The 12,884-nt window shown below is 45.0% G+C and carries 11 protein-coding genes and 2 tRNA genes; 6 read left to right on the top strand and 7 right to left on the bottom strand.

From position 1 onward, the window contains the following. The first annotated feature begins 323 nt into the window (after positions 1 to 323). From AC5YBZ_RS02665 to AC5YBZ_RS02655, 3 genes are all read left to right on the top strand, one after another. Positions 324 to 1,349 carry a methyltransferase gene (locus tag AC5YBZ_RS02665; protein ID WP_494520102.1) on the top strand — a complete coding sequence of 342 codons (1,026 nt, stop codon included), beginning with the start codon at positions 324 to 326 and terminating at the stop codon, positions 1,347 to 1,349. Between the two features lie 280 nt (positions 1,350 to 1,629). After that, the gene (locus AC5YBZ_RS02660) at positions 1,630 to 3,297 is read left to right on the top strand and encodes a flagellar assembly protein A (RefSeq protein ID WP_494543391.1); all 1,668 of its coding nucleotides are present in this window, start codon (positions 1,630 to 1,632) and stop codon (positions 3,295 to 3,297) included. A 172-nt stretch (positions 3,298 to 3,469) separates the two neighbouring features. Further along, the gene (locus tag AC5YBZ_RS02655; RefSeq protein ID WP_475516917.1) at positions 3,470 to 4,510 is read left to right on the top strand and encodes a site-2 protease family protein; all 1,041 of its coding nucleotides are present in this window, start codon (positions 3,470 to 3,472) and stop codon (positions 4,508 to 4,510) included. Positions 4,511 to 4,636: 126 nt separating this feature from the next. Here the strand turns inward: AC5YBZ_RS02655 and AC5YBZ_RS02650 are convergent. Next, positions 4,637 to 4,723, bottom strand: a tRNA-Leu gene (locus AC5YBZ_RS02650). Positions 4,724 to 4,789: 66 nt separating this feature from the next. Beyond that, positions 4,790 to 4,874: transfer RNA gene (locus AC5YBZ_RS02645), tRNA-Leu, on the bottom strand. Between the two features lie 315 nt (positions 4,875 to 5,189). On the opposite strand from AC5YBZ_RS02645, the gene AC5YBZ_RS02640 reads away from it, so the two are divergent. Then, the gene (locus tag AC5YBZ_RS02640) at positions 5,190 to 5,318 is read left to right on the top strand and encodes a DUF3149 domain-containing protein (RefSeq protein ID WP_110455829.1); all 129 of its coding nucleotides are present in this window, start codon (positions 5,190 to 5,192) and stop codon (positions 5,316 to 5,318) included. Between the two features lie 82 nt (positions 5,319 to 5,400). On the opposite strand, the gene AC5YBZ_RS02635 is transcribed toward AC5YBZ_RS02640, so the two are convergent. Together AC5YBZ_RS02635 and tcdA are read right to left on the bottom strand one after the other, a co-directional pair. Beyond that, positions 5,401 to 6,012, bottom strand: coding sequence for a superinfection exclusion B family protein (locus tag AC5YBZ_RS02635; protein WP_494520103.1), 612 nt, complete (start codon positions 6,010 to 6,012; stop codon positions 5,401 to 5,403). Positions 6,013 to 6,480: 468 nt separating this feature from the next. After that, complete coding sequence (tcdA, locus tag AC5YBZ_RS02630) at positions 6,481 to 7,302, bottom strand: tRNA cyclic N6-threonylcarbamoyladenosine(37) synthase TcdA (RefSeq protein WP_494520104.1); 822 nt, start codon at positions 7,300 to 7,302, stop codon at positions 6,481 to 6,483. Positions 7,303 to 7,907: 605 nt separating this feature from the next. On the opposite strand from tcdA, the gene AC5YBZ_RS02625 reads away from it, so the two are divergent. Then, positions 7,908 to 8,915 (top strand): porin, encoded by a 1,008-nt coding sequence (locus tag AC5YBZ_RS02625; protein ID WP_494520105.1) that lies wholly within the window; start codon positions 7,908 to 7,910, stop codon positions 8,913 to 8,915. An 88-nt stretch (positions 8,916 to 9,003) separates the two neighbouring features. Here AC5YBZ_RS02625 and AC5YBZ_RS02620 read toward each other — a convergent pair whose 3' ends face one another. Continuing rightward, on the bottom strand, positions 9,004 to 9,663 hold the full coding sequence (locus AC5YBZ_RS02620) for a thiopurine S-methyltransferase (protein WP_494520106.1): 660 nt from the start codon (positions 9,661 to 9,663) through the stop codon (positions 9,004 to 9,006). Between the two features lie 97 nt (positions 9,664 to 9,760). Further along, positions 9,761 to 10,105 carry a hypothetical protein gene (locus AC5YBZ_RS02615; protein WP_494520107.1) on the bottom strand — a complete coding sequence of 115 codons (345 nt, stop codon included), beginning with the start codon at positions 10,103 to 10,105 and terminating at the stop codon, positions 9,761 to 9,763. 213 nt (positions 10,106 to 10,318) lie between these two features. On the opposite strand from AC5YBZ_RS02615, the gene AC5YBZ_RS02610 reads away from it, so the two are divergent. Beyond that, the gene (locus AC5YBZ_RS02610) at positions 10,319 to 12,148 is read left to right on the top strand and encodes a protein kinase domain-containing protein (protein WP_494543390.1); all 1,830 of its coding nucleotides are present in this window, start codon (positions 10,319 to 10,321) and stop codon (positions 12,146 to 12,148) included. On the opposite strand, the gene AC5YBZ_RS02605 is transcribed toward AC5YBZ_RS02610, so the two are convergent. Then, a complete protein-coding gene (locus AC5YBZ_RS02605) occupies positions 12,145 to 12,726 on the bottom strand; it encodes an FxsA family protein (RefSeq protein ID WP_494520109.1) in 582 nt (193 codons plus the stop codon). The two genes, AC5YBZ_RS02610 and AC5YBZ_RS02605, sit on opposite strands and share 4 nt — an antisense overlap. Positions 12,727 to 12,884 lie beyond the last annotated feature (158 nt).

Here is a 12,884-nt window from a genome sequence, read left to right as displayed (position 1 = left end):
GAACTTAGTTTTGACCTATAGGCGTTGGCGACTTCACTCTGGCGTGCTGTATGGTTAAAGCTGCACGCCAGATGCGCTTAACATTAGCTAGTGATGATGAATCGTCACCTTCAATTTATGCTCCAAGCACAATATAAAGATGATGGTGAAGCTGTAAGATGTGAAGCGTTAACACATGGCGTCTCCAGACTAAAAAGAGACTTAACTCCATATAATTAATAGGTTAGCCAAAAATCAGCTCAGCAGCAGAATAAAATGATTATTTATAATCTCTGCCCATGGGATATAATCCCTGCAAATTTTCCCTATGATATTGGTTATTCGTGCTATCTAATCCATCACAACTGATCGTAAGAAACAGTCATCTACTTGAATCAAAAGATGTTTTACTGCTCAACATCGAAGGCGACTTATTAGCAAAAGAGCTACTGAGCGTCGCGAATAAGGTCAGCACCTTAGCACTGGATTTCAACCACCATTTACCACTATTACCCTACGGCTCTGAGCGGCTACAACTGAATTTTGGCCATCAAATGACCAATGATGAGCGATTCGATTGTGTCGTGCTGTTTTATCCTAAGTCTAAAAGCTTAGCGCCCTACCTACTGAATTTAGCCGGTCTGCACCTTAAACCAGGTGGGCAACTGCTGGTAGTGGGTGAAAATAAGGGTGGAGTGCGCTCACTAACTAAACAGCTACCAAACTACTTTGATGCAGTTAGCAAACTGGATAACGCTCGCCACTGTTTGTTATTTAGCGCCGAGCTAATAGAAGCCGCACCGCAAATGAATCTCAATGACTGGGTCAGCCGCTATACACTCGATACTCCACAAGGCGCATTAACCATCTGTAATTTGGTGGGAGTATTTAGCGAAAAACGTTTAGATGAAGGCACGAAGTTACTGCTTGAACATTTGCCGAAACTCTCGGGTAGAGTGCTCGATTTTGGCTGCGGCGCCGGCGTGATTAGCGCCGCCTTACTCAAAGCAGACCCCGCTATCACAATGGAGTGTGTCGATATTAACGCCATGGCACTAGCCTCATGTGAGCTGACGCTCGCGGCCAATAATATGACCGCTAAAATCTATCCATCAGACGGCTTAGCACAAACCCAGGGGCAATTTGACGCGATTATCTCTAACCCGCCGTTTCATGATGGCTTACATCGCACCACGAATATCGCCACCCAATTTGTACAAGATAGCGCACAAAAACTCACTCGCGGTGGACAATGGCATATCGTCGCCAATCGCCACCTGCCCTATAGTGAGGCTATCGCTGGCACTTTTAAGGGCGTCAATGTCAGCGCTGAAAACAATAAGTACAAGGTTTACTCGCAACGCAAATGACCTATTGTTAACGCTAGGATGAAGAGATTAGCTAGCCGCCCCCCTGTCGCCTAGCTTTTTTCACTGTAGCCCACTGGCGGAAAAGTGAATTCAACCGCCCCCCATCAAGCCTTAACACCCACTGCTGTTATCATGGCGTATTGATAAATAATTTAATGATTTAATTTGATTAGTATTGCGAGACCCAGCTCAACACTTAGCAAATTAAGGCTTCATTGGCTAAACTTTATGCTGTTATACTCGAGTGACTAATAATAAGAGTCAACTTGTGGAAACACTTATGCTGTCCCCTGAACTAATCGAACTAAGCAGTGATGGTACATTAGCTCAACTCAAAGTGACCCCGGCTATCCACGGCCCCATTTCCGTCGAGATGATTAACCAACTACTTTCGTTGAGCGAATTTTGTCAGCTATATCCACTGAAACCTGTTATCGATAAAGCCGTCATACAAGTCAACCAACTTATCGATCAAGATGACGGCCACAGCCCCCAACTGTTTAACATTGCAGAGCGCCGTGATGGCAAGCTTGAATTTAAGCTTGCCGAAGACAAGATGAGCGCTGCAATGACCCTCACCGCAGCATGGGGTGGCAAGGAGATCAGCTTGCCCAATATTCTTAACGCATTAAAGCAACAAGCTATCTGTATGGGGTTAAGCAAGTTAAAAATTCAATCAGCACTGCAGCAATTAACCCAGCTGCGTCCGGGTGAGCAGTGCACCGAAGTGATAGCCCACGGCAAAGCAGCAATTAACGGTGTCCACGCCAGCATTGAACGTAAAGTGCCCCTGGCGAGAGAACGTTTACTGCAGCCACAAAAGCGCGAAGATGGCACCGTCGATATGCGCAATCTCGGTGAGGTCATCATGGTCAAACCGAATGACGTTTTAATGATTAAAACACCTGCAACTCATGGCTCTGAGGGTTATAAAGTCAACGGCGAAAAGCTCACCCCAGTGATAGGCAAAGATATAAAAATGGTCGCTGGCAATGGAACTCACTTCTTAAGAGATTGCCACAACACGCTTATCGCCAGTAAAGCTGGCCAGCCTGTCGAAACCACTAACGGCATGCAGGTTGACGATGTACTGCAAATAAAAAATGTCGATATCGGTTATGGTAATGTCGATTTTAAAGGCAGCATCTTAATCACAGGTGACGTCCATGAAGGAATGGTCGTTAAAAGCAGTGGCGATATTACCGTCATGGGCTTTGTCGATTCGGCCCACCTTATTGCGCAAGGGGATATCACCGTCAGTAAAGGGGTGATCGGCCGCCAGCTAAAAGATGAGCGACTGTCGACCACTTTAGAGGCGAAGGGGCAGATCTCGGCACAATTTGTACAGTATTCAAATGTTACGGCCGACAAAGATATCCTGATCACCAAACAACTGCTGCACAGTCACACCGAAACTCAATCTCGGCTCACCGTCAGTGATGCCAATGGTCGTCGAGGCGATTTAGTTGGTGGCATAGCCAAAGCGAATAAAGGCATCAAGGCGGTGATCATCGGTGCCACCGCGGGCACCAAAACAGAAACCTATTGCGCCATGCACTTAGGTGAGCTGAAAGAGGCATTAAAACAGCTGGATCAAGGTATCAAACAGATGGTGGTCGCTAGGCTCAATATTGAGTCAAGGTTAAACAAGTTGCCACCAAAAGCCAGTTGGCAAGATGATGAGTTGATGGTTGAACAAGTCAAAGGAATGCTCGAAGAGAAACATCGTATTACCGCCGAATGCGCCCGTGAGGAGGTGGAATACACCTTACTGCAACGAGAAGTGGAAGATTATTATCAGCAATATCGGATCGAAGCCAGTAAACATATTTTTGCCAATGTTGAGCTGCATATAGGCCCAGCTCACCAGCGAACCCAGCGCGAACATGGCCCCTGCATTGTGAACAATCATAATCATGAGATCAGCTTCGACTATAGCCGTCATTGACCAGTGTCATCTCTGTCTCAATATTCTCAGGTATAACTTAGTGTTATACCTGTTTCATATTTAGCATATTTACAGGCATAATTCGCCCATATGATGCCCAATCAACAAGAGATATGACGTGGAACTCCTTAAGATAGACTGTTTAGGTAAAGAGCTAAGATTAGAGGGCTCAATGGCGGGCTGGCAACAACTGTATTGGGGCGGACAATTAGTGTCGGCGCTACCGGCATCTGCCAATAATGAGGGCTTAAAACAGCATCAGTTTGAACTAAAAAATCCATTAGCTGATGGCCAGCCGAGCATCATAATCACCCTATCTATTGACCTAGCATGGCAACCTTTTCATTTAGAATACAGCCTATTAAAAGACGATGACATCATCACTCAAGGCAGCCGTAACAGCAAAGACATAGAACAACAAACACCGGTACAACCGATAGCAGCCAAGCCACAATTTAGCTGGGTTGGTTTAGGCTCATTGGGATTTAAGTTATTTAAGAGTGCCAAGGTGATCAAGGTGGTACTTGCTGGTGCCAGTGTGGCCGCATACTCTTGGCTCTTTTCGCTGCAATTTGCTTTAGCGCTTATCGCCTGCTTAGTGTTTCATGAATATGGTCATATCCGCGCCATGCAATATTTCGGTATGAAAACAAAAGGGATTTACCTTATCCCTTTCATGGGCGGCTTGGCGCTTAGTGACGAAAAAATCAATACCCGTTGGCAAGATGTGGTGATCTCTATCATGGGGCCCACCTTCGGCCTATTGATGTCGCTGGCGGCATTATTGGCTTACTGGGCCACTGGCAATATCTTTTTTGCCGGATTAGCCACCTTTAACGCACTACTAAACCTATTTAACCTATTGCCAATTTTACCCTTAGATGGCGGCCATATTCTTAAAAGCATCAGTTTTTCGATGAATAGTACGCTGGGGCTTATGGCCTGTATCGCTGGCGCCGCAGTGGGTGTGTTTATCAGCTATACACTAGGGTTAGCACTACTGGGTTTCTTACTCTTAATCGGCAGCATGGAGATAGTGTTTGAATGGAAAACGCGTCATCAGAGTCATCTATTGCCATTAGACAGATACGGACAACTCTTCTCGGCGATTTGGTATCTGCTAACGGTTGGGGCCTTGGTAGCTATCATCTGGTATTTCGCGGGTAGCGGCGACGACATGCTCGGCCTGCCATTGAAAATACTACAAAGTTAAGCCACTGAAATCGGCAATAAGAAAGTAGGCCTAGCCCTGCTTTCTTATGCATGGCCATGATAAGAGCAAATTACAGGCATAAAAAAACCTGCTAAAAAGCAGGCAAGTGTCTCTCATCAAGCGATTTGGTACAGATGGCGAGACTTGAACTCGCACGGCCGTTAGGCCACTAGCACCTGAAGCTAGCGTGTCTACCAATTCCACCACATCTGCAATGTCATCAACAAAAAAACCTGCTATAGAGCAGGTTAATTATCTCTCTATGAGAGTATTTGATAATGGTACCGAAGGACGGACTTGAACCGTCACTCCCGAAGGAAACGGATTTTGAATCCGTCGTGTCTACCAATTCCACCACTCCGGCTTATCAAATAGACTTTGCTAAACAACATCTCCTTAGCAAGTGAACAGAATTATACCTTCGCTTTAGCCAATGGCAAGTCTTTTGAACACGATTAATTATCGAATGAGCAAATTTCACTCGCCTGGGAAGTGGATAAACCCAACATCAACCTTGCGAATAAATAACAACACGATCACCAGCACAGATTTAACCAAATTAATGCAGATCAGAAACGCTTTGGCATCATTAATTGATCAAGATCAGCATACTGCATATCTAATAGCGCTAATTTAGCTGTGACATCTTTATAAACATCTGCGAAAGAGGACTTCTCAAATGGCATTTTGGTTAGATTTAATGTTCGGTAACCCCATTGGTTTAATGTCTATGTTAGTTATCTTCACCACCATTGGAATAATGTCATACATCATGTGGCTGTTTATATCGAAGTCAAAACCAGAATAGATAGGGTCTTTTAAGGCTCAGTGTTAATACACATTTCTAATGCAAAGGGGGCTTACGCCCCCTCTTTTTATCTCAACATCACTCAAGCAGCGTGTTTGCGGCTTGGCACCATACTATGAATAAAGTGCGGTCTAGCTTTCATCAACAACTGGATCTGCTCTTGATTAGGCTCACCTTGCGGCAAGCGTAGAACTTGACGATTAAGGTGACTCCTTGCTGCCATTGAGATTTTATAATCGGCAGTGGGCCCTTGAATTGCATAATGTTTCTTATTACCTAAATACTCTAAAATATTACTCTCGAGTAAGCTTTTTACTGCCGCCTCATTTTCAGGCAGGGTCAAAATGGTTTCACCTTGTAAGAAAAACTCGCGCAGTAATGCCCGCTCCGTCGGATCGAGTAACAGCACCTTCTTTTCAATGACTTCAAGGGTGCGCTTCCCTTTGAGGTGTGTAATCGCCTCGTCGATAAAGTAGTTCGCGACTTTCATCAACAGATAAGCCATACCAAGCAGCAGCCCTAATCCAATAATATGTGCGTGCTGATTAACCAACCCTTCTAACTTAAGCGTACTAATCACCGATAGCGGCGCGAACATCAAAGCCGCACTAACTAATGTCAGCCATAGGATTAAGTTAAACATCACTTGCTTTGGCGTTGCATGTTTAAAAAGAGTTAAATTCAACTTTTCCATTGTATTATCCAGTGTCAAAAAATCTGCAGTAGTTAAATAATGCAAATTAGATACCAAAAATGAGTTGAATTACGCCTAAGATAAAATAAAGGTAACTCACTAAAAATAGACTGGTTTCAACGCTATATTACGTAATGTAGCGAGAGCCTAAAAGAGATGTACTTTATCGGCTTTATATGAAGTGTATGCGATGGTGAGCGAAATAGAACGCCGTTGGATCTGAGCTTATCTATCATTTATAGAGATCTATAGCTCAAAGACAAATGCCTTATCCCTTTAAGCAGCTCAACTAGCAACCCAAGGGTCAATCATTAAAGGCGAATCGCACAATGGGATGCCATTGGCATCGATAGGCGCTCTTAATCGCCATCATTTGAGCCAATATACTGACAGTCGCAGTTAAACCAGTTTGCTTGCGTCACCACTAACTAACACCGACCAGTCACTTATCAGCTCATATTGCAGGCTTTACTTGTTATAAGCTTTAGCCGCAAGCTTGCTCAGCACTCTACTGACGGCGACAAAACCAAAGGTGCCAGTCACTACCGTTACTGCACCAAAACCTGATGCGCAGTCCATACGCATACTACCTTCGGCCGTCGCCTTGGTATTACAAACGCTACCATCACCTTGAGGATAAACCAATTGCTCAGTCGAGAACACGGCTTCAATACTAAAGCGCCGCTGCAGGTTTTTGGAAAAATGGTACTCACGGCGCAGTATATTTCTGACTTTAGCCAGCAAGGGATCTTGGTAGGTCTTTGCTAAATCAGTTACCTGTATTTGAGTGGGGTCCGTTTGCCCTCCCGCACCACCGACTGTAACGATGGGGAGTTTTTGCCGCTTGCACCAAGCAATAAGCGCCGCCTTAGGTTTTACCGCATCAATACAATCGATGACGTAATCGAGCGAGCCACCGGCCTTTTTACCGTTAAAATACTCAGCAAGATTATCGAGAGTGATGAAGTCTTCCACCTCATTAACTCGACACTCAGGGTTTATCTGCCGAATACGCTCTGCCATCACCGCAACCTTAGACTCACCAACAGTCTCTTTTAGTGCATGCAACTGTCTGTTGGTATTAGTCACGCAGATATCATCGAGATCGATTAAGGTAATTTCACCTATACCGCTGCGTGCTAATGACTCTGCAGCCCAGGTGCCTACCCCACCAATTCCCACCACTGCCACATGGGACTGTGCAAACAGGGTTAATGCCTTAGCACCATAAAGGCGACCTATGCCGGCGAATCGATTTAAGTATGCATCTGTATGTGTTGGCAAGCTCAAGCTGTACTCCAAAATAGAGATTAAAAAACGTGTCGATTTTATCCTAAACCCTAGCAAAGCGAAAACGAAACCCGTGCAATATACGCTGAGTTAACCTTAACTCAATGCAGGCGATTAACCTTATATTTACTACGTACACAGCCAAAACTCTTACTCACCATGTATTACATGGTGCCTTTTCAACCGCATTTATTCGACTTGATACTAAGAAAAACACACTTTGTTGATCAAAATACAACTGTTCAACAGAATTATCACACCACTAGGCTGCATTACTCTGTAAATAAACTACAATGTTAGCTGCTACTTATTCAGAAAAACTTAATTAACCTTGTTAATTAGTCGCTTGAGTGTGTCAGCAGGAGAACAAATGCGGCTTACGCCTAGCGATTACTTTTTACACAAGATGAGCAAATTGTTTGCAAAACTTGACTAAAAAGCTTTCTCAATCGGTAAAAGTTTGATCTAAGCCACAATTTTAAAACCACAAAAAGGTACACTGCAGACCATCTTGTTGCGAGTAGGGATGCTCGTAACAAAATATGGAAACGATGTTAATAACCATTACAAAATGGAACAGAACTCAGTTCTTGGGAGCACAACACATGAAAAAATCTTTAATCTCTGCATCAATCGCCTCAGTACTCACTTTGGCTTCATTCGGTGCGCTAGCCGATGGCCCTAACTTTTACGGTCGTTTAGACCTAACCGTGACAAACTCAGACACGGGTCTAACTACACAAGAAGGTAAAAAAGGCACCATTCTAGAAAACAACTTTTCCAACCTAGGTGTTAAGGGTAGCGAGAAGATTGCAGACGGCTTCGACGTTGTTTACCAAATGGAATTCCAAGTAGAGAACACTTCATCTAAAGGTGATGTATTTAAGGCGCGTAACACTTTCCTAGGCCTTAAGAGCGCCGCTGGTACTGTACTTGTAGGTCGTAACGACACTGTATTTAAACAATCAGAAGGCAGCATCGACCTATTTGGTAACAGTAACGCCGATATCGACCGTTTAGTTGGTGCTCAGTCACGTGTAGCTGACGGCATCTGGTACTACTCACCAAAGATTGCTGACTTAGTCACCGTCAACGCAACTTATCTGATGGAAGATAACCATGCCAGCGATAAAGAGCAGTATGCATTTAGTGCAACGGTAGGTGACAAGAAGTTTAAAGCGCAAAACTACTATGTCGCTGCAGCTTATAACAAAGGTATTGCTGGTATCGATGCCTACCGTGGTGTAGCTCAAGTTAAATTAGGCGATTTCAAAGTGGGTGGTCTATTCCAAAACTCTGAAAGCGTTGTTGATGGTTCAGAAGATGGCAACACTTACTTCGTTAACGTCGCTTACAACCTTAATGGCGTTAACCTAAAAGCTGAATACGGTAAAGATGAAGCTGGCTTTGGTAAGTACTCTAAACAAGCTCAAGATGGTACTGACATCGATGTACAAGTTATCACAGTTGGTGCCGACTACCGCGTAGCTAAATCAACACTGGTATATGGCCACTATGCTATGTACGAAGGTGATTACAAAAATGCTGGCGGCGTGACAGTAGATTTAGAAGATGATGATGTATTCACTGTTGGTGTACGTTACGACTTCTAATCGGCTGAGTCTCTGACTCTAGTTCGATAAAAAGGCGACCTTAGGGTCGCCTTTTTGCAATTTGTTATAGGTTCTTGAAATAAATAACCTAACCCTTTCTCACCAAGCGATACACTGATTCAGTTAACCAGGGCACCTGTTTGCTAACAAAGCGGGGGTTTTGATCCAGCACATCATCACAGCGTAAACGCTCAATCTCGAAGTATTCGCTCATATTAGCCATCACCCAATCGTCAGATACGGCAAATGGTGGGCCATTAAGGGCGGCCTGAGGGTAATCTAAGGTAATGAGTAAACCAATACTTTGGGGGGCGATAAGCTTGGCTAGCTGCTTAACATATTGCTGGCGCATCGCCTCGGGCCACGCAATTAGGGCGGCTCTATCATAAAAGGCAGTGCAGTGCGCAGTCAGATGAGTCGGTAAGGTAAATAGGTCACCTTGATAAAGGGTTACCTGCTCGGTGCTATAACGTGTATGCTCCCCTAGGGGTTGAACCTCGACACTTAATTCATTGTCGGTGAAAAACTGCTCAACGGCATCTTGATTGAGCTCGCAAGCAACCACTTCTAGCCCTTGTTCTGCCAAATAACACAGATCTAAACTCTTACCACACATGGGCACAAATACACTTGCCCCCGACGCCACATTCAACTGCGGCCAGTGTTCAATCAATAATGGGTTAACCTCACCGAGATGAAAGCCTATCTGTTGCGATGCCCACTTTTCGTGCCAAAAACTTGGTTGCATATCCTGCTCCACTGCGACTCATGACAAATAATCTGCAGGATACTCTACTGCCAAGTGTTGGCGAGTGTAAAACTAAGCTTAACTAAACGCACGAAAATCAGGCAATATTTAATACCTTTTGTACCCGTCTGAGCCAGACGCAGTTTTCACACTCACAGTTACGCCGTGACAAATGATGTGGCGTTAAGCTCGAATCGATAAAGTCGACTGCGATCAACAACTGTTGTTTTAGCTCTTGCACCGATTTTTGCTCAACGGCCACCAGCTCATCATTATGGTTCATCCAAGTACATTCCATTCCCTGATGACAATGAATACATTGCATATCCGTACTGTTAAAAAAACCGGCATGAGGGCAAAACTTTAACTCCATCGACTGCACAATACGTTTTCTAGGGTATTCTAATAACTCTATTAACAGGGCTTTATCGGGTTGTGACATCACACCCTCCTACTTATCGGGTATAGCGCTTCATTTACGCGGTTAATATTATATTAGCTTCAGGTTACCTTTATGGCTGTGGTTCAGAATTGATGTAGGTCAACATCAGCAGCGAAAAAATCAGTTAGGAGTCCCAAGTATGAAAAATCTCGCTATTGTGCAGTTGCCGTTGTTCTTGTTATAAAAACATATTCATTATTAACGATACCCATCATGGCCAATATCAGTGCAGCAACGCCGCAGTTACAGCATTTCTATATCTCTGAAGAGCAATCCATCTATCTGCTCAAGGCCGATGATGCGCGCAAACATAGAGCCTGGATCCGCCTATGCAAACAGCAGTTATTCAAATTAGGCTACCAAGAGATAGAGTTAGTCGGTAAAGGTGCTTACGGCTTTGTTTTTGCGGGGGTTGATGCCCAGCATAATGCTCACGTATTTAAATTTTCACGCATGACCCTGCCGCAACACATTCAAGACCGCCTCGAAGAGGAAGCCTTTATGCTATCGCAGGTGACCCACCCCAATGTGCCACCTATGATTAAATTTGAGCGTGTGGGCAAACAGGGCATTTTAGTGATGGCAAGGGCTCCTGGAGAAGATCTCGATAAACTCTGCCTGCGCAGGGGCGCACTGCCAGTGGCGATGATCATGAGCATTGCTCGGCAACTCGCTAATATCGTGCAGTATCTGCATCATGGCCGCCCCCTTGTCCATGGCGATATTAAACCTTCTAACTTAGTTTACGATGTTGACAGCCAGCATCTGTCATTAATTGACTGGGGCTCGGCAGTCTTTGCTCAGCGTGATGGCGAGGGCAATCCGGTTAATGGCAATGTGATGGACCTGCTCTCAAATGATCAACAACATACTAATGCACGCATGGGGGATGTCTATTTCATCGGGGAAGAGCAACTCAATGGCACATTGTCGAGCCCAAGGTTCGACGAGCAAGGGGTTGCAGCCACCTTATACGCTTTAGCTTCGGGGCAAGCTAGCCGCTTTGGCAGCAAGGTGATCCCCGCCGCCAGTATCGGCTTGCCCATTGAGCTTGCCCGCACTTTAGATGGCATGCTCAGTGACGACCCCAAAATTCGTAATCAAGCTGGCGACTATTTTCTCAAAAGCATGGCCCATAGCCATCGATTACATCTACCGGAGTTACCTCAACCGGCCCTTAAACCGGACATTCCGGTATGGTCTCTGCCCCGCAGCAAGGAGGTCGAAACTGTCAGTTACAGCTCGCGTAAATCGTTTCTTAAAGAGCACAATAGTGACGACCCCATCGCAAAGATGGACGATCTACAGCTTGAGAAATACTATCGCAACTTTATGGCGGGTATGGGTGATACCGAAAAAGGCTTTATCGCCGCCGTTGGCCCAGTCGGGCAATATTCAATCGTCGGCGGACTGGCGATTCATTGGCAAGAGTCTGGCGTATATATCGACTCCAACCTCGCGACCTATAACAGTGAGGAAAAAGCAGCATTAGTGCGGGCGGTGAATAATATGGTGACCTTAGCGCGGGGAATTCGTCGCATTGGGGTGTTTAAGGCCTGCTTCTTTAATGCTCGAGATACCTTGCATCTTGAGCGCAGCGATACCAGCCAGCCCTTTAAGCTCAGCCCAGATCAACAGCTTCCCTTTGAAGTGGGTGATGTGCCCTCATTAGAAGATAAGTCGCGGCTACACTCATATTTTGAAGATGGCCGCGATCCCGATGAAAACCTCGAACTCCCTAAAGCGATTATGACTGAGTTGGGCTGGATAAATCAGATTCATCACACTGGCTGTATTATTTTCGAAGTACTGCCTAACCACATGAAAATTCACAGCTATTTACGCTTACTCAATCCTAGGAAACAGGCGGCATTTCGCGCCAGTTTGGACAGGATCTTAAGCCATGTAGATAAAATACAGGGCAAAGGGGTCTCTGGTTTTATGAAATTACCTTATAAAAATACTCGCCGTTTTAACCATATCGACAGTAAACCCGAGCACTTTTACCCTAAAAACCCTAAGGCGCTAGGTGCAGATGATTAGTGTTTCGGAGACTGTTTATCGTCATCCTTTGCACTATCTTGTTTATCGTCCAGGCGATGAGTATCAGTCTCATCCTGCTTGTGTTCATAATCGCCATCGAAAGTATTGCCTTTATCCCCTTTAAAGGGATCATCACCAAAGGGCGAGCGCCCATTGGCTGAGTCATGAGGATTAAAAGGGCCTTGACCAAAACTGGCGTGAAAGCCACCTTGGCGTAGCACTTTCAATTGCATACGTTTATAGAGTAACCCCGCCAGTGGGATACGCGTAATAGGAGTCAGCAACAGTAAACCGATAAAGTCAGTCACAAATCCAGGGATCAGCAGGAGCAAACCAGCAATGGCCAGCATCATCCCTTCGACAATCTCCTGCCCTGGCGCCTCCCCTCGTGCCAGCTTTTGTTGCACCTGCATGAGGGTGTGGATCCCTTGACTACGGACCAAGGACACCCCAACCACCGCCGTCAATAAGACTAATCCAACCGTGGTCCAACTGCCTAAGGCTTCACCGACACGGATCAGTACGTTTAACTCAATGACTGGCACCAGTACAAAGATCACTAATAGAATAAAAAACACACTGACCTCACTAAATAATTTTTAATTCATTGAAAACTAAATGGGGGTGAAAGGGTCTACTTTCAAGTCGGGCAATTACCCCTAGCGGTAAAGCCTGAGCAAATTAGCTGGGATAATCTCACTATTTTAAGCGTCGTTTAATGCAACGAGGCAGTAAA

Source organism: Shewanella sp. 553, from assembly GCF_059338375.1.
The sequence above is the reverse complement of the archived record's forward strand: the minus strand, read 5'-3'. Positions and strand labels throughout refer to the sequence as shown.